This window comes from Bradyrhizobium sp. SZCCHNR1015, from assembly GCF_032489875.1.
Taxonomy (GTDB): Bacteria; Pseudomonadota; Alphaproteobacteria; order Rhizobiales; family Xanthobacteraceae; genus Bradyrhizobium.
The window spans coordinates 262,121-285,794 of sequence record NZ_JAUEYW010000005.1; the positions used below are offsets into that span (position 1 = coordinate 262,121).

Annotated in this window: 25 protein-coding genes; 13 read left to right on the forward strand and 12 right to left on the reverse strand. The window is 66.0% G+C overall.

Annotation, left to right across the window (positions count from 1 at the left end; genetic code table 11):
- Genes rnr through QX128_RS11275 form a run of 3 tightly spaced genes read left to right on the forward strand, consistent with a single transcriptional unit; the run spans nt 1 to nt 3,618 of the window.
- On the forward strand, nt 1–2,376 hold the full coding sequence (rnr, locus tag QX128_RS11265) for a ribonuclease R (RefSeq protein WP_316237472.1): 2,376 nt from the start codon (nt 1–3) through the stop codon (nt 2,374–2,376).
- Entirely contained in the window at nt 2,373–2,819 is a 447-nt protein-coding gene (locus tag QX128_RS11270) for a DUF983 domain-containing protein (RefSeq protein ID WP_316181857.1), read from the forward strand. The genes rnr and QX128_RS11270 overlap by 4 nt, the downstream gene beginning before the upstream one ends.
- 40 nt (nt 2,820–2,859) lie before the next feature.
- Nucleotides 2,860–3,618 carry an NUDIX hydrolase gene (locus tag QX128_RS11275; RefSeq protein WP_316237473.1) on the forward strand — a complete coding sequence of 253 codons (759 nt, stop codon included), beginning with the start codon at nt 2,860–2,862 and terminating at the stop codon, nt 3,616–3,618.
- Nucleotides 3,619–3,633: 15 nt separating this feature from the next.
- On the opposite strand, the gene QX128_RS11280 is transcribed toward QX128_RS11275, so the two are convergent.
- Complete coding sequence (locus tag QX128_RS11280; protein ID WP_316218286.1) at nt 3,634–4,017, reverse strand: Rid family hydrolase; 384 nt, start codon at nt 4,015–4,017, stop codon at nt 3,634–3,636.
- Between the two features lie 351 nt (nt 4,018–4,368).
- Between QX128_RS11280 and QX128_RS11285 the strand changes: the two genes are divergently transcribed.
- The 3 genes from QX128_RS11285 to QX128_RS11295 all read left to right on the forward strand — a co-directional run bounded on the left by QX128_RS11285 (nt 4,369) and on the right by QX128_RS11295 (nt 7,556).
- Nucleotides 4,369–5,694 carry an LLM class flavin-dependent oxidoreductase gene (locus QX128_RS11285; protein ID WP_316237474.1) on the forward strand — a complete coding sequence of 442 codons (1,326 nt, stop codon included), beginning with the start codon at nt 4,369–4,371 and terminating at the stop codon, nt 5,692–5,694.
- Nucleotides 5,695–5,813: 119 nt separating this feature from the next.
- A complete protein-coding gene (rpmG, locus tag QX128_RS11290) occupies nt 5,814–5,981 on the forward strand; it encodes a 50S ribosomal protein L33 (RefSeq protein ID WP_006611239.1) in 168 nt (55 codons plus the stop codon).
- 222 nt (nt 5,982–6,203) lie between these two features.
- A complete protein-coding gene (locus QX128_RS11295) occupies nt 6,204–7,556 on the forward strand; it encodes a globin-coupled sensor protein (protein WP_316237475.1) in 1,353 nt (450 codons plus the stop codon).
- Nucleotides 7,557–7,668: 112 nt separating this feature from the next.
- Here the strand turns inward: QX128_RS11295 and QX128_RS11300 are convergent, their stop codons facing one another.
- The 4 genes from QX128_RS11300 to QX128_RS11315 form a co-directional block, all read right to left on the reverse strand.
- Nucleotides 7,669–7,899, reverse strand: a complete 231-nt coding sequence (locus QX128_RS11300; RefSeq protein ID WP_315804107.1) for a hypothetical protein — start codon at nt 7,897–7,899, stop codon at nt 7,669–7,671.
- 145 nt (nt 7,900–8,044) lie between these two features.
- The gene (locus QX128_RS11305; protein ID WP_316237476.1) at nt 8,045–8,743 is read right to left on the reverse strand and encodes an aspartate/glutamate racemase family protein; all 699 of its coding nucleotides are present in this window, start codon (nt 8,741–8,743) and stop codon (nt 8,045–8,047) included.
- A 186-nt stretch (nt 8,744–8,929) separates the two neighbouring features.
- A complete protein-coding gene (locus QX128_RS11310) occupies nt 8,930–9,331 on the reverse strand; it encodes a DUF1127 domain-containing protein (protein ID WP_315804109.1) in 402 nt (133 codons plus the stop codon).
- A 467-nt stretch (nt 9,332–9,798) separates the two neighbouring features.
- Nucleotides 9,799–10,203, reverse strand: a complete 405-nt coding sequence (locus QX128_RS11315) for a DUF1127 domain-containing protein (protein WP_315804110.1) — start codon at nt 10,201–10,203, stop codon at nt 9,799–9,801.
- A 321-nt stretch (nt 10,204–10,524) separates the two neighbouring features.
- Here QX128_RS11315 and QX128_RS11320 point away from each other — a divergent pair, with 321 nt between their 5' ends.
- Nucleotides 10,525–11,280 (forward strand): hypothetical protein, encoded by a 756-nt coding sequence (locus tag QX128_RS11320; RefSeq protein WP_316237477.1) that lies wholly within the window; start codon nt 10,525–10,527, stop codon nt 11,278–11,280.
- A gap of 123 nt (nt 11,281–11,403) precedes the next feature.
- Here the strand turns inward: QX128_RS11320 and QX128_RS11325 are convergent, their stop codons facing one another.
- From QX128_RS11325 to QX128_RS11335, 3 genes are all read right to left on the reverse strand, one after another.
- Nucleotides 11,404–11,574: a hypothetical protein gene (locus tag QX128_RS11325; RefSeq protein WP_316237478.1), complete on the reverse strand. Its 171-nt coding sequence runs from the start codon at nt 11,572–11,574 to the stop codon at nt 11,404–11,406.
- Between the two features lie 962 nt (nt 11,575–12,536).
- Nucleotides 12,537–13,955 (reverse strand): PleD family two-component system response regulator, encoded by a 1,419-nt coding sequence (locus QX128_RS11330; RefSeq protein ID WP_316181848.1) that lies wholly within the window; start codon nt 13,953–13,955, stop codon nt 12,537–12,539.
- Between the two features lie 12 nt (nt 13,956–13,967).
- Nucleotides 13,968–14,333 carry a response regulator gene (locus QX128_RS11335; RefSeq protein WP_008964019.1) on the reverse strand — a complete coding sequence of 122 codons (366 nt, stop codon included), beginning with the start codon at nt 14,331–14,333 and terminating at the stop codon, nt 13,968–13,970.
- A 217-nt stretch (nt 14,334–14,550) separates the two neighbouring features.
- Between QX128_RS11335 and QX128_RS11340 the strand changes: the two genes are divergently transcribed.
- Together QX128_RS11340 and QX128_RS11345 are read left to right on the forward strand one after the other, a co-directional pair.
- On the forward strand, nt 14,551–14,850 hold the full coding sequence (locus QX128_RS11340) for a DUF3572 domain-containing protein (protein WP_315718395.1): 300 nt from the start codon (nt 14,551–14,553) through the stop codon (nt 14,848–14,850).
- Complete coding sequence (locus QX128_RS11345; protein ID WP_316181847.1) at nt 14,847–16,154, forward strand: DNA polymerase IV; 1,308 nt, start codon at nt 14,847–14,849, stop codon at nt 16,152–16,154. The genes QX128_RS11340 and QX128_RS11345 overlap by 4 nt, the downstream gene beginning before the upstream one ends.
- An 8-nt stretch (nt 16,155–16,162) precedes the next feature.
- Here the strand turns inward: QX128_RS11345 and QX128_RS11350 are convergent, their stop codons facing one another.
- Nucleotides 16,163–17,020 carry a cell envelope integrity EipB family protein gene (locus QX128_RS11350; RefSeq protein WP_315804115.1) on the reverse strand — a complete coding sequence of 286 codons (858 nt, stop codon included), beginning with the start codon at nt 17,018–17,020 and terminating at the stop codon, nt 16,163–16,165.
- Between the two features lie 205 nt (nt 17,021–17,225).
- Between QX128_RS11350 and QX128_RS11355 the strand changes: the two genes are divergently transcribed.
- From QX128_RS11355 to QX128_RS11370, 4 genes are all read left to right on the forward strand, one after another.
- A complete protein-coding gene (locus QX128_RS11355; RefSeq protein ID WP_315804116.1) occupies nt 17,226–17,693 on the forward strand; it encodes a RidA family protein in 468 nt (155 codons plus the stop codon).
- A gap of 30 nt (nt 17,694–17,723) precedes the next feature.
- Nucleotides 17,724–18,476, forward strand: a complete 753-nt coding sequence (locus QX128_RS11360) for a glycerophosphodiester phosphodiesterase (RefSeq protein WP_316237479.1) — start codon at nt 17,724–17,726, stop codon at nt 18,474–18,476.
- 102 nt (nt 18,477–18,578) lie between these two features.
- The gene (locus QX128_RS11365; protein WP_316237480.1) at nt 18,579–19,787 is read left to right on the forward strand and encodes a GNAT family N-acetyltransferase; all 1,209 of its coding nucleotides are present in this window, start codon (nt 18,579–18,581) and stop codon (nt 19,785–19,787) included.
- Nucleotides 19,788–19,847: 60 nt separating this feature from the next.
- Nucleotides 19,848–20,273 (forward strand): HIT family protein, encoded by a 426-nt coding sequence (locus tag QX128_RS11370; protein ID WP_315804119.1) that lies wholly within the window; start codon nt 19,848–19,850, stop codon nt 20,271–20,273.
- On the opposite strand, the gene nadC is transcribed toward QX128_RS11370, so the two are convergent.
- Genes nadC through nadA form a run of 3 tightly spaced genes read right to left on the reverse strand, consistent with a single transcriptional unit; the run spans nt 20,274 to nt 23,655 of the window.
- A complete protein-coding gene (gene nadC, locus QX128_RS11375) occupies nt 20,274–21,122 on the reverse strand; it encodes a carboxylating nicotinate-nucleotide diphosphorylase (protein ID WP_315804120.1) in 849 nt (282 codons plus the stop codon).
- Nucleotides 21,119–22,672, reverse strand: coding sequence for an L-aspartate oxidase (locus tag QX128_RS11380; RefSeq protein WP_316237481.1), 1,554 nt, complete (start codon nt 22,670–22,672; stop codon nt 21,119–21,121). Before QX128_RS11380 ends, nadC begins: the two co-directional genes overlap by 4 nt.
- Nucleotides 22,669–23,655, reverse strand: coding sequence for a quinolinate synthase NadA (gene nadA / locus QX128_RS11385; protein WP_316181838.1), 987 nt, complete (start codon nt 23,653–23,655; stop codon nt 22,669–22,671). Before nadA ends, QX128_RS11380 begins: the two co-directional genes overlap by 4 nt.
- Nucleotides 23,656–23,674: the final 19 nt, after the last annotated feature.

Below are 23,674 nucleotides of genomic sequence, written 5' to 3' on the forward strand. Positions count from 1 at the left end.
ATGAGCAAGAAGCGCGACATCGGCTTCCCTCCGCGGGAGGCCATCGTCGCCTACATCCGCGCCAATCCGGGCAAGGTTGGCACCAAGGATATCGCCCGCGAGTTCGGCCTGAAGAACGCTGATCGCGCGGCCCTCAAGCAGTTGCTACGCGAGCTCGTCGCCGACGGCACCGTGAAGAAGAGCGGCCGCAAGACCGTCGTCGAGACCGCCACCTTGCCGGCCACGCTGGTTGTCGACATCACCGGGCGCGACAGCGACGGCGAGCTGATCGCCAAGCCCGCCGAGTGGGACGAGGCCGAGCAATCCGAGCCGCCGCGCATCCGCATCCACACCCCGCGCCATGCCGGGCCCGGCTCGGCGGCCGGCGTCGGTGACCGCGCGCTGCTCCGCGTCGAGCCGATCAAGGATGAGGCGGGCGTGTCCTATCGCGGCCGCGTCCTCAAGGTGCTCGATCAGGCGCGGCAGCGCGTGCTCGGCATCTTCCGGGCTAATCCCGGCGGCGGCGGCCGCCTCATTCCGGTCGACAAGAAGCAGGCGGGACGCGAGCTCTCCATCGCCCCCGCCGACGCCAAGGACGCCAAGGACGGTGATCTCATCAGCGTCGACCTGCTGCGCGGCCGCGGCTACGGCCTGCCCTCCGGACGTGTGAAGGAGCGCTACGGTTCGGTCGCGACCGAGAAGGCAATCAGCCTGATCGCGATCCATGCCCACGAAATCCCGATGGATTTCTCCGCGGCGGCCGTGGCAGAGGCCGAAGCCGCGCAGCCCGCGAGCTTGAAGGGGCGTGAGGACTGGCGCGAGCTGCCGCTGGTCACGATCGATCCGCCCGATGCCAAGGATCACGACGACGCCGTTCATGCCGAGCCGGATCCCGATCCGAACAATGCCGGCGGCTTCATTCTCCATGTCGCGATTGCCGACGTCGCCTACTACGTGCGGCCGGGCTCGGCGCTCGACCGCGACGCGCTGATCCGCGGCAACTCGGTGTATTTCCCCGACCGCGTCGTGCCGATGCTGCCCGAGCGCATCTCCAACAATCTGTGCTCGCTGGTGCCGGGCGAAGCGCGCGGCGCGCTCGCGGTGCGCATGGTGTTAGGCGCGGACGGCCGCAAGCGCTCGCACTCGTTTCATCGCGTGCTGATGCGCTCGGCCGCCAAACTGTCCTACGCGCAGGCGCAGGCCGCCATCGACGGCAAGCCCGACGACGTCACCGGCCCCCTGCTCGAGCCGATCCTCAAGCCGCTCTACGCGGCCTATGAGGTCGCCAAGCGCGGCCGCGACGCGCGCGATCCGCTTGACCTCGACATTCCCGAGCGCAAGATCCTGCTGAAGAAGGACGGCACCGTCGACCGCGTCGTCGTGCCGGAGCGCCTCGATGCTCACAAGCTGATCGAGGAGTTCATGATCTCGGCCAACGTCGCCGCGGCGGAGCTTTTGGAGAAGAAGGCGCTGCCTTTGATCTACCGCGTGCATGATGAGCCGACGGTGGAGAAGATCCATGCGCTGCAGGAGTTCCTGAAGACGCTCGACGTGCCCTTCGCCAAATCAGGCGCGCTCCGGCCGTCGCTGTTCAACCGCGTGCTGACCCTGGTCGCCGGCCAGGACTACGAGCATCTCGTCAATGAGGTCGTGCTGCGCTCGCAGGCGCAGGCGGAATATTCGACCGACAATTACGGGCATTTCGGCCTGAACCTGCGCCGCTACGCGCATTTCACCTCGCCGATCCGCCGCTACGCCGACCTCGTCGTGCACCGCGGCTTGCTGCGCGCGCTGGGCCTCGGCGACGGCGCCCTGCCCGACAGCGAGACGCCGGATCACCTCGCCGAGGTCGCGGCGCAGATCTCGGTGACCGAGCGGCGCGCGATGAAGGCCGAGCGCGAGACCGCCGACCGCCTGATCGCGCATCATTTGGCGGACCGCGTCGGCGCCACCTTCCAGGGCCGCATTTCCGGCGTCACCCGCGCCGGCCTGTTCGTCAAGCTCGATGATACCGGCGCCGACGGCCTGGTTCCGATCCGCACCCTCGGCACGGAATATTTCGACTATGACGAGACGCGACATGCGCTGATCGGCCAGCGCAGCGGTGCCATGCACCGGCTGGGTGACGTCGTCGACGTCCGTCTGGTAGAAGCTCAGCCGGTGGCCGGTGCGCTGCGCTTCGAGCTGCTGACCCAGGCGGATGTGCTGGTGTCGCGGCATCCGCGCGGCGCAGGACCCCGGCGAAAGAATAACGTCGGGAAGAACGCCAAGGCGACCAAGCGGGCCAAATCCGAGGCTCGGCCGAAGCACAAAGAAAAAAGCCGCAAGAAAAGCCCAGCGGCAGGGGCAAAACGCAAGCCCGGCACATCGAAGAAAGGCAGATCGTGGACGCCATGACCTCAACGCCCCGCACATTGCCCCCGCAGACTTGGACGCGTGACGCCGGCGCCGTCGAGAAGCGCGACGTCTGGACCGCGATGAAGCGCGGCCTGCGCGGCCGCTGCCCGCGCTGCGGCGAGGGCAAGCTGTTCCGCGCCTTCCTGAAGGTCGCGGACAACTGCGACCGCTGCGGCCAGGATTTCTCCGGGCATCGCGCCGACGATCTTCCCGCCTATCTCGTGATCGTCATCGTCGGCCACATCATCGTGCCGCTGGTGCTCTCGATCGAGACCAACTACGCGCCGCCGGTGGCGCTGCAGCTCGCGATCTATCTGCCGGTGACCTTGGTCGCCTCGCTCGCCTTGATTCAGCCGGTCAAGGGCGCCGTCGTCGGGCTGCAATGGGCGTTCCGCATGCACGGCTTCGACGACAATCCCGTGGAAGGCATTCCACCGGTGTGAGCGACCAAACGATCAACAAATAAGAAAAAGCGGGGAGGACATGAGCGATACGGCACAGGCGAGCAGCGCGCCGGCGGGCAAGCCCGCCGAGAAGGAAGCGGACCATCATCCCTACACCAAGCCACGCGATGCTGCGACCTTGATCCTGGTCGACCGCAGCGGCGCGGTGCCGAAGGTGCTGGTCGGCAAGCGCCACGACAAGGTCGTGTTCATGCCCGGCAAGTTCGTCTTCCCGGGCGGCCGCGTCGACAAGTCCGACCATCGCATCCCGGTCGCAGCGCCCATGCCGGCCGAGCTCGAAGCCAATCTGTTCAAGGGCAAGCCGCAGACGACGGCCTCGCGCGCGAAGTCGCTCGCCGTCGCCGCGATCCGCGAGGCCTGTGAGGAAACCGGTCTCTGTCTCGGACGCAAGGTCGGCGGCCCCGCGCCGAAACTGGACGGGCCATGGGCGCCGTTCGCCGACGCCGGCCTGCTGCCCGACCCGTCGGGGCTGTTCCTGATCGCCCGCGCCATCACCCCGCCCGGCCGCATCAAGCGCTTCGACACCCGCTTCTTCACCGCCGATGCCTCCGCCATCACCCACCGTGTCGAGGGCGTGATCCATGCCGATGCCGAGCTGGTCGAGCTGGTCTGGGTCGAGCTTGGCTCCAGACCGCTCGCCGATCTGCATCCGATGACCAAGAACGTGCTCCACGAGCTCGACCGCCGCCTCGCCACCGGGCCGCTGCGCCACGACGCTGACGTGCCTTTCTTCCATTTCTATGGCGGCAAGATGCAGAAGGACGTGCTGGGCGCGTGAACGCAGCGTATTCGATCATCCATCGTGGATGATTGCGGTCGCCTCGATTTCGACCCGGGCGTTCGCGGGCGTGAGACCCGCGACCATCACCAGCGTGCTGGCCGGCCGAACCGCGCCGAACGCTTCGCCATGCGCGCGGGCAACGGCGTCGATGTCCGCCATGTTAGTCACGTACACGACCGTCCGCACCACGTGACGGAGCTCCGCTCCCGTCGTCTGCAGGGCTTCGGCAATGATGCCGATCACGCTTTGCGCCTGAGCGAAGACATCACAATCCAGATCAGAACCGCGCGCGGTCGTCCCGGAGACGAAGACGTGGTTGCCGACGCGGACGGCGCGTGCATAGCCGTAGACGTCCTCGAACGTATAGCCTGAGGTGATATTGAGCCGTCCTGACATTTCGAATACTCCCTCGCGACGGATGTGAAAGGCGCCGGCGCCGTCCACCCGTGCTACGGGTGCTGGTCGCAGCGAGCGGACAAAGGTGTCGTCCCGGCGAACGCGGCCCATACCGCGGAATCTCTCGATCGGCCCCGATGGCGGAGACTGTGCCTCCCATGCCCTTCACGGAGTATGGATCCCGGCGTTCGCCGGGACGACACTGTTGGTTTGATCGACGGCGTGGCTCACCTTGGAATGTGCGTGCTACCTCCGCCACCAAAAACGAAATCGTGTTCTGCGGCGGGTGGCTGACACGCATCAGCCGAGTTCCTATCTGCTGACGAGAGCAATCATCCCGGACGCCCCCACATGGCCCCTCGTCAACTCAAGCTCGGCGCCTTCATGCGCCCGGTCTCCATCCACACCGGCGCGTGGCGCTATCCCAGCGCCTGGCCGGACGCGAATTTCAACTTCGCGCATCTCAAGCAACTGATCCGCAAGCTCGAGGCCGGCAAGTTCGATGCCTTCTTCATGGCCGATCATCTCGCCGTGCTGAACATGCCGATCAACGCGCTGAAGCGCAGCCACACCGTGACGTCGTTCGAGCCGTTCACCCTGTTGTCGGCGCTATCGGCGGTCACCGAGAACATCGGCCTGATCGCCACGGGATCGACCACCTTCGACGAGCCCTATCACGTCGCCCGCCGCTTTGCTTCGCTCGACCACATTTCCGGCGGGCGCGCCGGCTGGAATATCGTCACCACATCGAACCCGGATGCCGCGCTGAATTTCGGCCTCGACGATCACATGGAGCACGCCGAGCGCTACAAGCGCGCCCGCGAGTTCTACGACGTCGTCACCGGCCTGTGGGATTCCTTCGCTGACGATGCCTTCGTGCGCGATGTCGAGAGCGGGCTGTTCTTCGACCCTGCGAAGATGCATGTGCTCGATCACAAGGGCAAATATCTGAAAGTCCGCGGACCGCTCAACATCGCCCGCCCGGTGCAGGGCTGGCCGGTGATCGTGCAGGCCGGCGCCTCGGAGGACGGCAAGCAGCTCGCGGCAGAGACGGCCGAGGCCGTGTTCACCGGCGGCGGCAGCCTCGCGGATGGAAAGACACTCTATGCCGACATCAAGGGCCGCATGGAAAAGGTCGGCCGCGATCCGGAGCATCTGAAGATCCTGCCCGGTGCCTTCGTCGTGGTCGGCGACAGCGTCGACGAGGCCAAGGAGAAGCGCGCGCTGCTCGACAGCAAGGTGCATGACGACAGCGCCATCGCCTCGCTCTCGGTCATCCTCGGCACCGACGCCTCCGGCTTCGATCCCGATGGCCCGCTGCCGCCGATTCCCGAGACCAACGCCTCCAAGAGCGGCCGCCAGCGCCTGGTCGATGTCGCCGCGCGCGACAAGCTCACGGTGCGGCAACTGGCGCAGCGGGTCGGCGGCTACGGCGGTCTGTCCTTCGTCGGCACGCCTGCGACGATCGCCGACCAGATGCAGGAGTGGCTGGAAAGCCGTGGGTCGGACGGCTTCAACATCATGTTCCCATTCCTGCCGGCAGGGCTCGACGATTTCGTCGACAAGGTGATTCCCGAGCTGCAGCGCCGCGGGATCTTCCGGACGGAGTATGAGGGGCCGACCTTGCGGGAGAATCTCGGCCTGCCCCGGCCGAAAAACCGCTTCTTCCCAGCCTAGGCACCCCAGAATCTGGCCCTCAAACCTTGACTTTGGGGGCTGGCTGGGTAGGTTGCCGGCCAACGGCGCCCCCTCTTTGGCCGGTGCCCACCCTATCCCCGATTCCAGAGGTTCAAGACATGGCCAAGGCGGTCACCATCAAGGTCAAGCTCGTGTCGTCGGCCGACACCGGCTTCTATTACGTCGCCAAGAAGAACTCGCGCACCATGACCGACAAGATGGTCAAGAAGAAGTACGACCCGGTCGCGCGCAAGCACGTCGAATTCCGCGAAGCCAAGATCAAGTAAGATCGCGGTCTGCTGCGACTTCAACGGGGCCGTTTCGGCCCCGTTTTTTATTGGGCCGATGCCTCCACTCCTGCGGCACGGGCCATCTCCCATCTGATCGGTCCATGGGCCGCGGCTGAATCCGATTCCCGACTTAAGGAGCCATCAACCAAACCCGTGCGATTTGGGGTAGCGGCGCACCCTCAGTAGCGTCTCCCTCCTTATCTTACCGGCAGACCAGCGATGACCGATCTTCAGACTTTGCAATCCCGGCTCGATTTCATCGGCATCGACCATGCGACCCGGGAGGCGCTGCGGGAGCTGCGGCCGCTGATCGGCAAGGTGCTGCCCGGCCTGCTGGACCAGTTCTATGCCCATGTCGGCAAGGTCCCGCATCTCGCCAAGATGTTCTCCAGCCCGGCCACGATGCGGCACGCCAAGCAGGCCCAGCACGATCACTGGATGTCGCTGGCGACCGCGAAGTTCGACGATGCCTATGTGAAATCGGTGACCCGGATCGGCGAGGCCCACAACCGGATGGGGCTGGAGCCGCGCTGGTACATCGCCGGCTATTCGCTGATCGTGACCGGGCTGCAGAAGGCGATCGAGACGGAGATCGCGGACGGCTGGTTCGGCGGCCAGGCGGCGCGCGAGAAGAAGGCCGCGCTGCAGGCTGCGATCACCAAGGCGGCGATGATCGACATGGATCTCGCCATCTCGGTCTATCTCGATGCGGCCAAGACCGAGCAGCACGCCGCCATGCAGCGCATGGCCGACGAGTTCGAATCCACCGTCGGCCAGATCATCAACAAGGTCCATGCCGACGCGCGCACGCTCGAGGTCTCGGCCAACACGCTGACCAAGACCGCCGAGCAGACCCAGCATTTGTCGGCCAGCGCGGCCTCGGCCTCGGGCCAGGTCTCGACCAACGTGCAGTCGGTCGCCTCGGCCGCCGAGGAGATGACCTCCTCGGTGCATGAGATCGGGCGGCAGGTCAGGGAATCGACCACCATCGCCAAGGAGGCCGTTCGCCAGATCGAGCAGACCGATGTCGGCATCAGCGAGCTGTCGCGCACCGCCGAGCGCATCGGCGACGTGCTCAAGCTGATCACCTCGATCGCCGCCCAGACCAACCTGCTGGCGCTGAACGCCACCATCGAGGCGGCGCGCGCCGGCGACGCCGGCCGCGGCTTCGCGGTGGTCGCCTCCGAGGTCAAGGCGCTGGCGTCGCAGACCGCGAAAGCCACCGAGGAGATCGGCCAGCAGATCGAAGGCATCCAGAGCGCGACGCAGTCCTCGGTCGCCTCGATCAAGCAGATCGGCGGCACCATCCAGCAGATCTCGGAGATCGCCGCCGGCATCGCCGCGGCCGTCGAGCAGCAGGGCGCCGCCACAGGGCAGATCTCGCGCAACGTGCAGGAGGTCGCCGGCGGTACGACCCGCGTCGCCAGCAACATCGGCGACGTCAGCAAGGGCGCCAGCGCCACCGGCACCGCGTCATCGCAGGTGCTGGCGTCGGCGCATTCGCTGTCGCGCGAGAGTGATCACCTCAAGGACGAGCTGGAGACATTCCTGCGCAAGGTGCGCGCGGCCTGACCCAGTTCAGCCGGCGCGTCGGGCGCGTCAGCGTGAGCATCACCCGCCATTCCTCCGCGTCGCAGGAACGGCGGACGACGTTGCACTGAACCGGGCCGACGCACCGGGCGTGCTACATCCCGTGGCTCTGGAACACCGCCGAGCAGCGCTTGCTCAGCTTGGTCCGGTTCTGCGTCAGACAGTTCTGAACTGCGAAGTCATCGCCGAGCTGACTGCGGCAGAAGCGCTTGGCATCCGGCGCGCACGCCTTCTGCTCCTGCGGCGTCCCCATATGGCCCTGGGCCATGGCGAATGACGGCAGAACGGACAGCGACACGGCAACCGCAAACATCAGCTTCTTCATTGGGTGCTCCTTCTTGGGCTGAAACAAACGTTTCCCGCCCAAGGGGGTTCCGACGGAACTGTGCGTCCGAAGACCGGATGGCGAGCATCGCAGCCAATGCGGCCTGCACATCCTGCTTTGAACGATCAGCGCCTTGCCGCAATTCTCAGCCGGCGCCGGACATCGCCCGCGCCAGCGCAGCACGCGCGAGCAGACGCGTCGAATCCAACGTCGGCAGAGGCGAGTTGGCATCGTCGATGATCAGCGGAATCTCGGTGCAGCCGAGTGCGACGGCGTCGCAGCCATCACCTTTCAACCGTGCGATGATCTTCTGAAAGGTCGCGACGGAGGGCGGCTCGAACCGCCCGTAGACGAGCTCATCCATGATGATGCGGTTGGCTTCGACGCGATCGGCCTCCTCGGGACGCGCGAACGCCAATCCGTGTGCCATCAGGCTGTCCGGATAGACATTGCTGTCGACGAGCCATGTCGTGCCGGTGATGCCGATACGCCTGTAGCCTCTCCTGACCGCCTCCTTGGCCACCTCGTCGGCGATGTGCAGCCACGGCAGCGGTGAGCATGGCAGCACGAGCGGCAACGCCTGGTGGATGGTGTTGTCGGGACAGATCAGGAAATCCGCGCCAGCCGCAGCGAGCTTGTGCGCCGAGGTCAGCATCAGCTCGGCGACGCCATCGAGATCGCCGCGATCGAGGCAGGCCACGTAGTCGGCGAGCGACGGCGTGTGCATCGACACCTCGGGATGGGCATGCGGCCCGAGCAGGTCGGCACCCTCCCTGCAGATCGTGCGATAGCAGAGCGCCGCGCCCTCGGCGGAGCAGCCGACGATGCCGATGTGTCGTGTCATTCGTCGTTCCATCCCATCAACGTCGCCGACGATGATAGCGCGAAAGGCGGCCGAGCGTGAGCATCGCCAGCCGCCCACGCGCACCATCCTCCGTCATTGCAACAGAACGCGCGCACGGCATCGCCAGGGCAGATCACACGCTGATCCGCCCTGCCGAGAGATCCGTTCGCGCTGGCCGGTCCGCAGCTACATCACGCCGCGGGACATCATGACATTTGCCATGTCGTGCCTGAGGCGATCGAGCGCGCGGTGAGCCGCGATATGGTCGAGATCGCCTTGCGTCAGGCCAATATCCACCAGTTGCGCCTCGCTCAGGTCCCGCAGATGCAGTCTCATCATCCGGCGCCGGCGGCTCTCCTGGAACGCCAGCCAATAGCCTGCGAACAGGCCGAACAGTCCCGGAGCCGTGAGGCCTGGCGGCCCCGCCGCATTCTTTTCCGACAATGCGTCGCGCAGCACCGTGACGGATGCGTCTGGACGCGGCGCGGCTGGCACCTGGTGCGCCGCGTTCTTCAGCAATGTGAGAGGACGATCGCGCGTGGCGGCATTGCGCGCGATCTCGGCAGTGAGGTGGCTCTGGGGTGGCATCGGATGCTCCTGCTGCGTGGTGCCGGCAGGGAGCGTGGCCAAACAAAAGGCCCCGTCCGATGCCGGCGGGGCCTGGTGGAATGATCGTGTCGTCGAAAACCTAGTGCACGACTCCTCCCACGGCCCGACTGCGGCGGGTCGTATGTTTGCGGTTGGAGTTGCGCACGACGTTGATCATGGTTTTCATCTATCACGGAGACTGCGCCAGATCAAGGCATGTAGTTCCTGCGCTCGCGGATGAGCACCCATGCGAGGCTGTGTTATGCCGAGCCCCGAGCACACGACGTCTCCGGCAGACTGGTGTCCAGACAGAGGCGCCATCTCACCTCCGTCATTGCGAGCGCAGCGAAGCAATCCAGAGCCGTTTGCGGGACCCTGGATTGCTTCGCTGACGCTCGCAATGACGTCGCGGCGGCTATCTCGCGCTATTGGTCGGTTGTCCCTGCGTCGCCACTTTCAACGACCGGCTACATTCCCCGGCGCGCGATGAGATATCGTGGGTTGTCCCGCAGGCTGTCGAGCGTCTGCAGCGCGGCGATGTGCTCGATCTCGGCGCGCGTGATGCCGATGTCGGTGAGCTCGCGTTCGCTCAGCTCGTAGAGGCTTGCTCGCGCGCTCTCGCGGCGTTGCCGTTCTTGAATGGCGCGCCAGCATCGGCCGATCAGGCGGATGACCAGCCAGGTCGGTCTGGCCGGCGGGCCGGCCGCGTCCTTTTCCGACAACACCTCTTGCAGCGCCGCGATGGACGCTTCGGGTGGCGTCGATGGCTGCACGCTGCTGATCGCGTCTTTGACTGAGGCGATCGAGAGATCGACGTTGAGCCCTGACACGTGCCCGGCGTCGATGATCGAATTGGTCTGGTGGGGTGGCATCCTGCGCTCCTGCTGTTGTGCCGGCAGGGAGCGTGGCCAAACAAAAGGCCCCGTCCGATGCCGGCGGGGCCTGGTGAGAACATCGCGTCGTCAAACTCCTAGCGCGCGACTCCTTCCACGGCCCGGCCGAAGCGGGTCATGTGGTCGAAGTTCATGATGCGCACGAGTTTGTTCATGGCACTTAGATACCACGCTGCCCGCACAACATCAAGCGATATGTCGGCGTCACGCATCCTGGAGGCGAGTTGTTGTTGTCCAACAGCACGCGGGGCCAATCGGCGCTCATGTGATATGCTTCGATCGGGAGCGATGTACGATCGGATGGCCGACGCCTTTGATGCACAGATGCGGACTTATCGCGGGCATCTTCGCAGGTTGAACCGCGCCCTTGTCGAGGACTACGCACGCCAGAACAGCAAGCACGTGGCCATTGCTATCGAGCAACTGGAACGGGCGGCTCCCGTCACGCTTGCCATCATGCAACTTCACCACGCCATTCGCCGCTCGCCCGCACGCAATTTCTGGCCGCTGATCCGCAAGACCAAGGGTATGCTCTTCATCCAATCAGCCGCGGCCGGCCAGGACAGCCCCTCGCCGTGGCGACGAACGGTGTCGGGCAATCTGCGCTACGCGTTGCCGGGATATCTGCTGTTTTCGCCATGGCCCCCGAACTATCGCCGAAGGGTACGAAACCAGACGATCGCGCTTCAGCGCACGAGCGCCACGATCCAATCGATGGCAGACGAAAATGATACCTGGGTTCATCAACACCTTCACTCGTTCATTTTTTTCCGGACGCAGCAAGCCCGGTGGCTCGTTGACGAGATCAGAGCGCTACAGAGTATTGCGGCCCCGGACAGCATAGCAGCGCTGGACAGGTGGTCCGATGACCCACAGCGCGGCTCGAGCACCACATTGCGGATTTCGCAGGATACACTCGTTTATAGCAACGGCTCAGATCGTTGCGAGATCGAAATCCCCAGCGAGTTCACGAGGCCTCTCGTTGTCCCCTCGACGCCAGATCACGAGTTGAGACTGCATTTGGTTCGGGCTGGACCGCAATCCTACTACCCATGAGTTCGCTGGACGGATTGGCCTGATCGAGGTTCATCACGGCACTCCGGCTCTTCCGGAAATGATCCTCCATATCAGGGCGGGAATCTCCGACAATAACGGCTGACCAGGCGGCGATGACCCACGCTACGCACCGCGCTCCGCCATGAAGCGTTCCAAGATGTCAGCCAGCGAGCCCGAAACGCCTCCCAAGACCATGAGGACCAAAAGATCGGTCTGCACACCGAGCGCTTCGAGGACCAAGACCCCGCACAACATCAGCACGCCGGTCATAACACCCATGCGAAGCGGCTTCATGTTTTCCCCCAACGAGCAAGCAACGCCACGATCAAGCTAACATAAGACGCCTGACGTTCGCAGGTCCGATCAGCGTCAGCCTTATTTTCGGGCGTCCGTCCGAGCGCGCCGACATGATCCTGCGCCAAAAGACGAGCTTCTCGAACGCTTTCAACCATATCACTCTCGTCGGCTGTTCGGAGCGCAATTTGCGCTTTCTTTTTTCCAGAAATAGTGCTACCTCCATGACATCCCACCTCGCCATGAGGGGCGCATCGCGATCGTCACGAGCGTGAGGTGGGTTGCGGTGGGCGTGTCGGGGTGCAGCGTGGTTGATCCGCGCGGACGAACATCCTGATGCGCACGGTGAAGCCGTGTGGTCCTGGCCTCCCGACGCTGAGGCCAAGCGGGCGCTGCGACGAAGCGCGCCGGTGACGGGGGCAAGAACGCCGGTCCCCGGGGAGAGCACGGAGTAAGCCGTAGAGCCATCGCGCAGGGAGGGCCGGATGTCCGGCTCGTACCTGTGGTTCTGCCGCGTGCTTTCTTTCTGCACGCGGACCATGGGTGCGACCAGCACCCGGCCTTCCCTGCGCCCTCTGTTCTCGAAGAGGGTTTTGAATGGCAAAGCTCGGGCGCGGATGCGCCGCGAGGACGATTGGTCATGTCTGAACGGAAAGCACACGTGAACGCAGCATTCCGACGCGATGGAGCACGTCTTCCTCGCGAGGATGCATCAGCCCCGCGGCCGTCCTTCGAGACGCACGCCTGCGGCGTGCCCTCAGGACGAGGTTCGTGGTTTTGGCGTGATCTCGGAGGGATGCTGGAGAGATCTTGGCGAAGCTCTCAACCTCATGCTGAGGAGCGCCGCTTGCGGCGCGTCTCGAAGCACGAGGCCCGGAATCGCTCGATGGCAGATGGAGGGCGTTGGACAGATGCGCGGCAACTTCAGCCGAGGACGAAGAGAGCGCAGCCCCCCTGCCCCTCTAGCGGCCGCGGCCGGCGGCCTGCGGCAGGAAGGTCGGCTGATGGACCGGGGCGATCGCCACCGCGCGGTTGCGACCCTCGTTCTTGGCCCGGTACAGCGCATTGTCGGCGCGCTTCATGACGTCGGCGATCGGCTCGCCCTTCTGCTCCAGGGTCGACAGCCCGATCGAGACCGTGACCTCGATGCGCTTCTCACCCTTGTGAACCGCGAACGGCTCGTTGGCGACCGAGCGCCGCAGCCGCTCGGCGACCATGCCGGCGACGTGCAGGTCGGTCTCGGGCATCACGATCACGAACTCCTCGCCGCCATAGCGGCAGGCGAGATCGATGCCGCGGATCGACTTGCGCACCCGCATCGCGAACTCGCGCAGCACGTCGTCGCCGGCATCATGGCCGTAATTGTCGTTGATCGACTTGAAGTAGTCGATGTCGAGCATCATCAGCGCCAGCGGCTTGCCGCGGCTCGCGGCCTGGTCGGCCAAGGTCGAAAGATGCGTCTCCATGTAGCGGCGGTTGTGAAGGCCCGTCAGCGCGTCGGTGATCGCCATCTCGATAGAGTTCTGGACGTTGTCGCGCAGATGGTCGGTGTAGCGGCGCTTGCGGATCTGGGTGCGGGCGCGCGCCAGCAGCTCGTTCTTGTCGACAGGGCGCAGCAGATAGTCGTTGACGCCGATCTCCAGCCCGCGCAGCAGCCGCGAATTGTTTTCCGCATCGGCAATCGCCAGGATCGGCACGTGGCGCGTGCGTTCCAGCGAGCGCAACTGGCTGCACAGCCGCAGGCCGTCGAAATCGTTGAGGTCGAGCGAGACGATGACGAGGTCGTAATTGCCTTCGGCGGCGTTGAACACGGCCTCGGCGGGATTGGTCTCGACGTCGATGGAATGCTCGGTCGCCAGCATCGGCCCGAGCCGCTCGTAGGACGACGGCCGGTCGTCGACCAGCAGCACCCGCCCGCCCTTGCCGGCGTCGGCGACCGCGTTGCGCTCGGGCGCCTGCACGCCGATCTCGAGCGAGGTCAGCGCGCGCATGCGCAGCTCGTCGGTCATCATCTTCAGCCGCGTCAGCGAGCGTACGCGCGCGATCAGCACGACGTCGGAGACGGGCTTGGTGAGGAAGTCGTCGGCACCGGCCTCCAGGCCGCGCACGCGGTCGGACGGGCTGTCGAGCGCCGTCACCATGACGACCGGAATGAAATGCGTGGCCGGATTCGACTTCAGCCTGCGGCAGACCTCGAAGCCGTCCATGTCCGGCATCATGACGTCGAGCAGGATGATGTCGCATTCGGCGCGCTGGCAGATCTGCAGAGCCTCGGCGCCGTTCGCGGCGGTCAGCACGTCGAAATATTCGGCCGACAGCCGCGCCTCCAACAGCTTGACGTTGGCCGGGACGTCGTCGACGACGAGGATACGCGCGGACACTGCAGAAACTCCTTAGCCGATAAAGCGGCGTACCGTTTCAATGAATTTTCCGACCGAGATCGGCTTGGAAAGATAGGCTTCGCAGCCACCCTCGCGGATGCGCTCCTCGTCGCCCTTCATCGCAAAGGCCGTCACTGCCACCACCGGGATGGCACGCAAATCCGGATCGTCCTTGATCCATTTCGTCACTTCCAGGCCCGAGACCTGCGGCAGCTGGATGTCCATCAGGATCAGATCGGGGCGGGTCCGGCGCACGATGTCGAGCGCCTCCACGCCGCTGGACGTACCGGAGGTCTGGTACCCGTGGGCTTCCAACAGATCGCGGAAGAGCTTCATGTTGAGCTCATTGTCTTCCACGATCAGGACGGTCTTGCCCATCCGCCCCTCCGAATCACTGACACCGGCATGTCCTCTGGCGGACGACTGTCCACCGCTACTCATCTAATTCAAACTAGCCCCAGATTCGTTCAAACCCGTTAAGGTGGGATTCCATCTTTCCCCGAGATGGTTTCCACTTGCTTGAACCCATTCCGAAGACTCGGGCATGATGGGCGCAAAGTAGAGCCGACAAGTTAACGGAAAGGCAAATCCGCCGTTGAAAAAGCCCGTTCGAAATCCGCGCGAAGTCGCTGAAATCGTTGCAGTTCAGGCCCTCGGCTTCCTGGCCGGCGAACCGGAGCGGCTGGGCCGTTTCCTGGCCGAGACCGGGATCGGGCCGGAGACGCTGCGATCCTCGGCCGCCGACCCCAATTTCCTGGTCAGCGTGCTCGATTTCGTGCTGCGCGATGACGAGACGGTAAAGGCTTTTGCCGCCCACTCCAAGTTACATCCCACCAATATCATGGCAGCACGGCAGGTATTGGGCGACCGCCAGTGGGAGCGCGACGTGCCGTGACCGGCTCGGCGCCAGCGAGCGGGTCACGCGCGGTCAGCGGGCCGACCTGCTTCTGCCGAGACTGCCTGACGGACCTCGACGATGGCGCGCGCCGCTGTTCGGGCTGCGGCTCGCCGCGCCTCGTCCGCCATCGCGCCCTGCCCGCGCTGACGCTCGCCCATATCGACTGTGACGCGTTCTATGCAACCGTCGAGAAGCGCGACAATCCAGAGGTCGCCGACCGGCCCGTCATCATCGGGGGCGGCAAGCGCGGCGTGGTGTCGGCGGCCTGCTACATCGCCCGCACCTATGGCGTGCGCTCGGCGATGCCGATGTTCAAGGCGCTGGAGCTGTGTCCCTCGGCGGCCGTGATTCCCCCGGACATGGCGAAATATGTCCGCGTCGGGCGTGAGGTCCGGCAGGCGATGCAGGCGCTGACGCCGCTGGTCGAGCCGCTGTCGATCGACGAGGCGTTCCTCGACCTCTCCGGTACCGCGCGCGTCCACGGCATGATCCCGGCCAAGGTGCTGGCGCGCTTCGCCCGCGACGTCGAGCAGACCATCGGCATCACGGTGTCTGTCGGGCTGTCCTGCAACAAGTTCCTGGCCAAGATCGCCTCGGATCTCGACAAGCCGCGCGGCTTTGCCGCGCTCGACCAGGAGGAAGCACTGATGATGCTGGCCGACAAGCCGGTCGGCTTCATCTTCGGCGTCGGTCCGGCGACCCAGCAACGGCTGGCGAACCAGGGCTTCCGCACCATCGCCGACCTGCAGCGCGCCGACGAGATCGAGCTGATGAAGCAGTTCGGCGGCGACGGCCGCAGGCTGTGGCGGCTGGCGCGCGGCATCGACGACCGCAAGGTGGTGGCCGACCGCGGCGCCAAGACGATCTCGAGCGAAACCACCTTCGACACCGACATCCGCGACTACGTGACCCTGGAAAAGACCCTGTGGCGGCTGTCGGAGAAGGTGTCGGCACGGCTGAAGGCGAGCCAGCTCGCCGGGTCGACCATCACGCTGAAGCTGAAGACCGCGGACTTCCGTCAACGAACGCGCTCGCAATCGATCGCGGCGCCGACGCAGCTCGCCGGCAAGATCTTCGCAATCTGCAAGGAGATGCTGGCGCGCGAGACCGACGGCACGGCGTTCCGGCTGATGGGCACAGGCGTCAGCGCGTTGCGCCCGGGCTCGGAGGCCTCCGACACCGACATGCTCGACCGCCGCTCGGCCTCGGCCGAGCGCGCGATCGATGCGCTACGCAAGAAGTTCGGCCAGGCCGCGGTGATCCGCGGCATCGCCTATGACGGCCCGGAGCAGACCGAATGACGCCCCGGTCAATTGCTGCAGGGCTTGCCGTCCTTCACGTCCTTGACGTCGAACTTGCCGAGCGCGCCGGCGATGACGAAATCATTGTAGTCGAGCACGAGCGCGCGCGAGACGCCGTTCTCGTAGAGCTCGAACGACATCGCGTAGACCGGCGTCTGCTCGCCCTCGGCCCGCTTGGCGTCGCGGTCATAATAGCTGACCGTCACCGGCCACCGCGTCATCTTCTTCATCTCGTCATTGTCGGTCGAGGCGTCGGGCTTGGCGGCGGCCTTGTCGGCCGGCACGGGCGCACCGATCACGGTCAGCGTGTTGTAGACCTTCTCGCCATTGTCCGAGCCGTCATAGACCGTCAGCTCGAGCAGCGACTTGCCCTCGCGCGCGGCGGCGATGATGCGATGAATCTGCTCGGTCGGAAAAACGGTCGAGCCGTCGAGCGTGAAGGTCTTCGCCTCGGGCTGCTTGAGCTTGACGGTGATGTGATCGCCGGTGCGCTCGGCGATCCCGTCGACCGGGCTGGAGGCCTGCTCGTTCATGCGCGAGTCGATCTTGAAGCGGTAGCTCTTCCCGGCGCCGTCCTCCCATGCGGTGGACCGCAGGTCGCTCAGGGTCACCTTGCCCTCCCCGAGATCGAGCTCCGAGACCTGGCGGAATTCCGAAGTGTAGCCGTCGCAGGCGTTGCCGGAGAAATTGTAGAGGATGCGGCCGCGCGCGCTGTTGACCGGGCTCGAACCGCGCGACTTGACCAGGCTCAGGTCGTAGAGCGCCTGATGCGGCAGGAACGGCACCGCCGCCCCGGCCTGCGCCGGACCGAACGTGATCGCCGCGACGGCGAGCGCTCCCATCGACAGTCGAAACGAATGAGCCATGAGTTTTCCTCGGTGGACGTATCGCTAAACCGTCACATTAGAGACCGCTGCATTGCGTCGCAACTGCGGCTGTCTCACGGAAACGTGCGCTTAAAGCGCCGGAATCGCGTCGGTGCTGGCAGCTTGCATGTCACTGGCAACTGCGCCAAACAGGGCCGCGGTCCGGCACCGGACCGGCTTTCAGGCGACAGAACGGGGATTTGAGATGGCGGGTACGGTCGAACAGAACCTGGCGGCACAGGGCATCACACTGCCGGCACCAAAGGCACCGGTGGCCAATTACGTCCCGTTCGTGCGCACCGGCAATCTGCTGTTCGTGTCGGGCCAAGTCTGCCTCGGCGGCGACGGCAAGATGATCGCTTCCGGCAAGCTTGGCGGCGGCGTGTCGATCGAGGACGGCTATGCGGCCGCGAAGGGCTGCGGCGTCAACCTGCTGGCGCAGGTGAAGGCGGCGGTCGGCGATCTCGACAAGGTCGTGCGCGTGGTCCGGCTCGGCGGCTTCGTCAATTCGGCGCCGGATTTCCTCGACGGACCGAAGGTTCTCAACGGCGCCTCCGACCTGATGGTCGCCGCCTTCGGCGACAAGGGCCGCCACGCCCGCACCACCGTCGGCGTCTCGGCCCTGCCGTCCGATGCGGCGGTGGAAGTTGAAGGCGTGTTCGAGGTTGAGTGAGTTCGAAATTGAAGACAATGGACGGGGCGAATGCGCGCACCTGACTGGCTGACGGCCCGCCCCGTCGCCCATCGCGGCCTTCATGATGCTGTCAGCGGCATCATCGAGAACATGCCGGCCGCCGCACGCGGCGCCGTGGCCGGCAACTTCGCCATCGAATGCGACATCCAGCTGTCGGCCGATGGCGAGGCCATGGTGCATCACGACTATGATCTCGGACGCCTCACCGAGGGCACCGGCCCACTGATCGAGAAGACCGCGGCAGAGCTGAAAGCGATCAAGTTCAAGCAGACCGACGAGCAGATGATGACGCTCGGCGACCTCTGCAACCTGATCGCCGGACGCGTGCCGCTGGTCGTCGAGGTCAAGAGCACGTTCCAGGGCGATCGCCGTCTGGTCCGGCGCATGGCCGAGGTGCTGGCGTCCTACTCCGGGCCGGTGGTCGGGATGTCGTTCGATCCGGACCAGGTCCGTGCCTTGCGCGAGACCATGCCGAAGCTGACGCGCGGCATCGTCGCGCAGCGCAGCTACGAGGACGGCTATTGGGCCAAGCTGACCCAGGCGCAGCGCGACAGCATGCTGCATCTGAAGCACGGCTTCAGCAGCCAGCCGCATTTCGTCGCCTATTGGGTCGACCAGCTGCCTGCGCCGGCCCCCTGGATCGCGCGCAATGTGTTCGGCTGCCCGCTGCTGACCTGGACCGTCCGCACCCCCGAGCAGCGCGCCGCTGCGGCCCGCTACGCGGATCAGATGATCTTCGAAGGGTTTACGCCGGAGACGTGACGCCGGCCTTGAACTCGCTGCTGCGATGCACGATCTTCAGGGCGTGGCATCTGGAACGTCCCGGCCGGGGCGTCCCGTGCCGGCCGGTTTGACAAGGACTCGATGGCATCGCCTGAGATCACGCTCGAAGCCGTTCCCGGGATCAGCGAGATCCCGGCGGCCGCATGGGATGCCTGCGCCAATCCCGGCGGTCGCGTTGGTCCCGGCTCATCTCCCGCCTGCGGCCGCGGCTACAATCCGTTCATCTCACACGCGTTTTTCTCAGCACTCGAAGCCTCTGGCTCGGCCACCCTGCGTACCGGCTGGGCGCCGCGCCATCTGGTGGCGAAGATCGGCGACGAGATCCTCGGCGTCGTGCCGTGCTATCTGAAGTCCCATTCGCAGGGCGAATACGTCTTCGACCGCGGCTGGGCCGACGCCTATGAGCGCGCCGGCGGCCGCTATTATCCGAAGCTGCAGGTGTCGGTCCCGTTCACGCCGGCGACCGGGCCGCGGCTCTTGATCCGCGCCGACCAGGACCAGGAATTGATCGGCAATGCGCTTGCGCAGGGGCTCAAGGCGCTGTGCGGGATCAGCGAGGCGTCCTCGGTCCATGTCACCTTCGCCCGGGAGTCCGAGTGGCAGCTGCTCGCCACGCAGGGCTTCCTGCAGCGCACCGACCAGCAGTTCCACTGGCACAATCAGGGTTTTTCCAGCTTCGACGATTTCCTGGCGACGATGAATTCGCGCCACCGCAAGGCGATCAAGCGCGAGCGGCGCGACGCATTGGCCGCCGGCATCACCATCCAATGGCTGACCGGCAAGGACATCACCGAGGACGCCTGGGATGCGTTCTTCGCGTTCTACATGGAGACCGGCTCGCGGAAGTGGGGCCGGCCGTATCTGACCCGCAAGTTCTTCGCGCAGATCGGCGAGACCATGGCTGAGGACGTGCTGCTGGTGATGGCCAGGCGCGACGGCCGCTGGATCGCCGGTGCGATCAACTTCATCGGCTCGGATACGCTGTTCGGGCGCAACTGGGGCGCCATCGAGCACCACCCGTTCCTGCATTTCGAGGTCTGCTACTACCAGGCGATCGACTTTGCGATCCAGCACAAGCTTGCCGTGGTCGAGGCCGGCGCCCAGGGCGAGCACAAGATCGCGCGCGGCTACCTGCCGCAGACTACCTACTCCGCCCACTACATCGCCGACCGCGGCCTGCGCCACGCCATCGACGACTATCTCAAGCGCGAGCGCGCCTATGTCGAGCAGGCCGGCCGCGAGCTCGCCGAATCCGGACCGTTCCGGAAAGGCATGGACGAGCCGTCTTGACCGGCGACACCTGCCGGTGAGAGTAAGGCGCACCAAGAAGAACCGCTTAAGGGACTGCCCATGACCGCCTACGATCCCAACAATCCGTTCGCAAAGATCCTGCGCGGCGAATTCCCCTGCACCAAGGTCTACGAGAACGACCACGTGCTGGCGTTCCTCGACATCATGCCGCGCGTCCCCGGGCATACGCTGGTGATCCCGAAGGTGCCGGCCCGCAACATCCTTGATATCACCGAGGAGGACTACCTCCATGTCGGCCGTGCCGTGCGGACCATCGCGCGCGCGGCCAAGACCGCGTTCGCCGCCGACGGCATCACCGTGCAGCAGTTCAATGAGCATGCCGGCGGGCAGATGGTGTTCCACCTGCACGTCCACATCATGCCGCGCCACAATGGCGATTCCCTGCTGCCGCCCGCGAGCCGCAAGGAAGATCCGAAGGTGCTGGAGGAGAACGCGGCGAAGCTGATTGCGGCGCTGAAGGGCTGATCAGGCCTCGTCGAGCCCGATGTCCAGCGCGGCCGACGAATGCGTGATCCAGCCGACGGAGATCAGGTCGACGCCGGCCGCGGCGATCGCGGGCGCGGTCTCCACGGTGATCCGGCCCGAGGCTTCGGCGATGGCCTTGCCGCCGATCATGCCCACCGCGGTTTCGAGCTCCGCCGGCGTCATGTTGTCGAGCAGCACCGCGTCGACGCCGAGCGTCAGCGCCTGCTCGAGCTGCGCCAAGGTGTCGACCTCGACCTCGATCTTGACGAGATGGCCGGCATGGGCCTTCGCGCGCGTGATGGCAGCCTTGATGCCGCCGGCGATGGCGATGTGGTTGTCCTTGATCAGGACGGCATCGTCGAGCCCGAACCGATGATTGCCGCCGCCTCCGGCGCGCACCGCATATTTCTCCAGCGCGCGCAGGCCCGGCGTGGTCTTCCGGGTACAGACGATCTGCGCCTTGGTCCCTTTCACCGCCGCGACCAGCGACGCCGTCGCGCTGGCGACCCCGCTCAAGCGGCAGAGGAAGTTGAGCGCCACGCGCTCGCCGGTCAGCAGCGCCCGCGCCGGGCCGCTGATGGTTGCGATCGTGTCTCCCGGCGCCGCGGCGCTGCCATCAGGCCGCACGACCTCCAGGCGCACGTCCGGCGAGACGGTCTGGAAGGCGCAGCGCGCCACATCGAGGCCCGCGATCACGCCGTGCTGGCGCGCCCGCAGCTTCAGCGATGCGCGCTGCTCGGCCGGCACGATGGCATCGGTGGTGATGTCGCCGGCCCGGCCGAGATCCTCAAGCAGCGCCATGCGCACCAGCGGCTCGTAGAGCAAGGGCGAGAGAGGATTGAGACTCATGGCACTGCACTCCTCAACGGCGTCTGCTCGGCCTCGACGATGTCGCGCGCAACCGCAATCGCCTCGGGCAGAGTGAAGCTGGACGGCTGCGCGACGGTCCGCGTGTCCGGACGATCGCTGCGGAAATGCGCGCCGCGGCTCTCCCCACGGGCATGCGCCGCGACCGCGATCATCAGGCCGACCAGCGCAGGATCAGCCGCGGGCCCGGCCTGCTCCGCCAGCGGAAGCAGGCTGCGGACGGCCGCCGCGATCGTGCGGCGCTCGCGCATCACGCCGAGCGCATGCGACAGCAGTGGCCGTACGGCCGACGGATCGGACGCCGGCGGAATAGCCGCCACCGCGCATGGCTTGCCGGCACGCTGCGGCGCGCCGGCCACGCTTTCGGCCACCCATTGCGCGCAGACGATCGCTTCCATCAGCGAGTTGCTGGCGAGCCGGTTGGCGCCGTGCAGGCCGGTGCGGCTGGCCTCGCCACAGGCCCACAAGCCCTCGACCGTGCTGCGTCCCATCGCGTCAACAGCGACGCCGCCCATATGATAGTGCACGGCTGGCCGCACGGGGATCGGATCGCGCGCGGGATCGATGCCCGCCATGCGGCAGAAGGCGCTGATCACGGGATAGCGCGCGGCGAAATCCTTGCCCGGCTTGTCGCGCGCATCGAGCAACACACGGTGTCCCTGCGCGCGGCGCCGCCACACCGCGCGCGCCACCACGTCGCGGGGCGCCAGCTCGGCCCCCGGCTCGTCGGCCATGAAGCGCGTGCCGGTCTCGTCGATCAGCACCGCACCGTCGCCGCGGATCGCCTCGGTGAGAAGCGGCAGCGGCCGCGAGGGCCCGTCAAACGCGGTGGGGTGAAACTGCACGAATTCGAGATCGGACAGCACGGACCCGGCCCGCGCCGCCAGCGCGAGCCCCTGGCCGAAGCAGCCGGTGGGATTGGTGCTGTCGAGGAACAGCCCGCCGATGCCGCCGGTTGCGATCACGACGCGTGTCGTGGCGAGGATCAGAGCCGCATCGCCGCGCACCGCAACCACGCCCTGGATCGCGTTGTCGTCGACAATCAGCCGGCGCGCCTCGACGCCCTCGAGCAAGGTCACCGAAGCACAACGCCGCACAGCCGCGATCAGTGCGCGCATGATCTCGCGTCCCGTGCCGTCGCCGGTCGCATGCACGATCCGCTTGCGGCTGTGCGCGGCCTCCAGGCCCAGACGCCAGCGTCCATCCGCATGCCGGTCGAACGCGACGCCGAGCTGGGCGAGGCGCTCGACCGCGGCCGGCGCAGCATCGATGATACGGCGCGCGGCGGACTCGTCGCACAATCCCGCTCCGGCAGCGAGCGTGTCCTTAAGATGCAGCGACGGATCATCGTCATCGCCAACCGCCGCGGCCAGTCCGCCTTGCGCCCACATGCTCGATGCCTCGGCGCCGAGCGGCGACTTCGACAGCAGCACGACGGGCTCGGGCGCGAGCTGAAGCGCCGTCGTCAGACCTGCGGCTCCGCCGCCGATGATCACGGGACGGCCAGCCAACTTCGAAACATCGATGCTCATGATGCCAGCATCCTTTCCACGGCGCGCCGCGCGCGCTCGGCCATCGCGGGATCGATCGTGACCTCGTGCGTATTGGTCTCGAGCGCATGGCGGATGTTCTTCAACGTGATCCGCTTCATGTGCGGGCACAGATTGCAGGGGCGGATGAACTCGATGTCGGGATGGAGCACGGCGACATTGTCGCTCATCGAGCATTCCGTGAGCAGCACCACCCGGACCGGCCGTCTTGCTCCGACGAAGTCCGACATCGCCGCGGTGGAGCCGGCGAAGTCGGCCTCCGCCACCACCTCCGGCGGACACTCCGGATGCGCGAGCACGGTGACCCCGGGATGGTTGTCGCGTAGCGTGCGGACGTCATCGGCGCTGAAGCGCTCATGGACCTCGCAATGCCCTTTCCAGGCCGTGATCCTGACCTTGGTCTGTGCGGCGACGTTGCGCGCGAGATATTCATCCGGCAGCATGATGACGTGATCGACACCGAGCGACTCGACGACCGCGCGCGCGTTGCCGGACGTGCAGCAGACGTCGGACTCGGCCTTCACGGCCACCGACGTGTTGACATAGGCGACCACGGGCACGCCCGGGTGGCGCGCGCGCATCAGCCGGACGTCGGCGGCGGTGATCGACTCCGCCAATGAGCAGCCCGCCTCCACGTCGGGGATCAGCACCGTCTTGTCGGGATTGAGCAGCTTGGCGGTCTCCGCCATGAAGTGGACGCCGGCGAGCACGATCACCTCGGCATCGACCTTGGTCGCTTCGCGCGCCAGCAGCAGGCTGTCGCCGACGATGTCGGCGACGCCGTGATAGATCTCGGGCGTCTGATAGTTGTGCGCCAGCACCACGGCATTGCGCCGGCGCTTCAGCGCCAGGATGGCTTCGACATCGTCCTCGAAGACAGCCCATTCCGGCGGCGGGATCACCCGCCTCAGACGCTCAGCAAGCGATGCATTCGGCGCGACGGCGGGCAGGACAAGATCGGCCATTTATACTCTCCATGAGCAT

Coding starts and splice junctions, on each gene's coding strand:
- QX128_RS11310 (WP_315804109.1), bottom strand. CDS start 9,331: ATGCCACCCCAGAGCCACCTCACTGCCGAGATCGCGCGCAATGCCGCC.
- QX128_RS11350 (WP_315804115.1), bottom strand. CDS start 17,020: ATGGCTCATTCGTTTCGACTGTCGATGGGAGCGCTCGCCGTCGCGGCG.
- QX128_RS11270 (WP_316181857.1), top strand. CDS start 2,373: ATGACCTCAACGCCCCGCACATTGCCCCCGCAGACTTGGACGCGTGAC.
- QX128_RS11355 (WP_315804116.1), top strand. CDS start 17,226: ATGGCGGGTACGGTCGAACAGAACCTGGCGGCACAGGGCATCACACTG.
- QX128_RS11335 (WP_008964019.1), bottom strand. CDS start 14,333: ATGGGCAAGACCGTCCTGATCGTGGAAGACAATGAGCTCAACATGAAG.
- QX128_RS11380 (WP_316237481.1), bottom strand. CDS start 22,672: ATGAGCATCGATGTTTCGAAGTTGGCTGGCCGTCCCGTGATCATCGGC.
- QX128_RS11300 (WP_315804107.1), bottom strand. CDS start 7,899: ATGAAGAAGCTGATGTTTGCGGTTGCCGTGTCGCTGTCCGTTCTGCCG.
- QX128_RS11325 (WP_316237478.1), bottom strand. CDS start 11,574: ATGAAGCCGCTTCGCATGGGTGTTATGACCGGCGTGCTGATGTTGTGC.
- rpmG (WP_006611239.1), top strand. CDS start 5,814: ATGGCCAAGGCGGTCACCATCAAGGTCAAGCTCGTGTCGTCGGCCGAC.
- QX128_RS11365 (WP_316237480.1), top strand. CDS start 18,579: ATGGCATCGCCTGAGATCACGCTCGAAGCCGTTCCCGGGATCAGCGAG.
- QX128_RS11275 (WP_316237473.1), top strand. CDS start 2,860: ATGAGCGATACGGCACAGGCGAGCAGCGCGCCGGCGGGCAAGCCCGCC.
- nadC (WP_315804120.1), bottom strand. CDS start 21,122: ATGAGTCTCAATCCTCTCTCGCCCTTGCTCTACGAGCCGCTGGTGCGC.
- QX128_RS11360 (WP_316237479.1), top strand. CDS start 17,724: ATGCGCGCACCTGACTGGCTGACGGCCCGCCCCGTCGCCCATCGCGGC.
- QX128_RS11285 (WP_316237474.1), top strand. CDS start 4,369: ATGGCCCCTCGTCAACTCAAGCTCGGCGCCTTCATGCGCCCGGTCTCC.
- QX128_RS11295 (WP_316237475.1), top strand. CDS start 6,204: ATGACCGATCTTCAGACTTTGCAATCCCGGCTCGATTTCATCGGCATC.
- QX128_RS11280 (WP_316218286.1), bottom strand. CDS start 4,017: ATGTCAGGACGGCTCAATATCACCTCAGGCTATACGTTCGAGGACGTC.
- nadA (WP_316181838.1), bottom strand. CDS start 23,655: ATGGCCGATCTTGTCCTGCCCGCCGTCGCGCCGAATGCATCGCTTGCT.
- QX128_RS11320 (WP_316237477.1), top strand. CDS start 10,525: ATGGCCGACGCCTTTGATGCACAGATGCGGACTTATCGCGGGCATCTT.
- QX128_RS11370 (WP_315804119.1), top strand. CDS start 19,848: ATGACCGCCTACGATCCCAACAATCCGTTCGCAAAGATCCTGCGCGGC.
- QX128_RS11305 (WP_316237476.1), bottom strand. CDS start 8,743: ATGACACGACACATCGGCATCGTCGGCTGCTCCGCCGAGGGCGCGGCG.
- QX128_RS11315 (WP_315804110.1), bottom strand. CDS start 10,203: ATGCCACCCCACCAGACCAATTCGATCATCGACGCCGGGCACGTGTCA.
- rnr (WP_316237472.1), top strand. CDS start 1: ATGAGCAAGAAGCGCGACATCGGCTTCCCTCCGCGGGAGGCCATCGTC.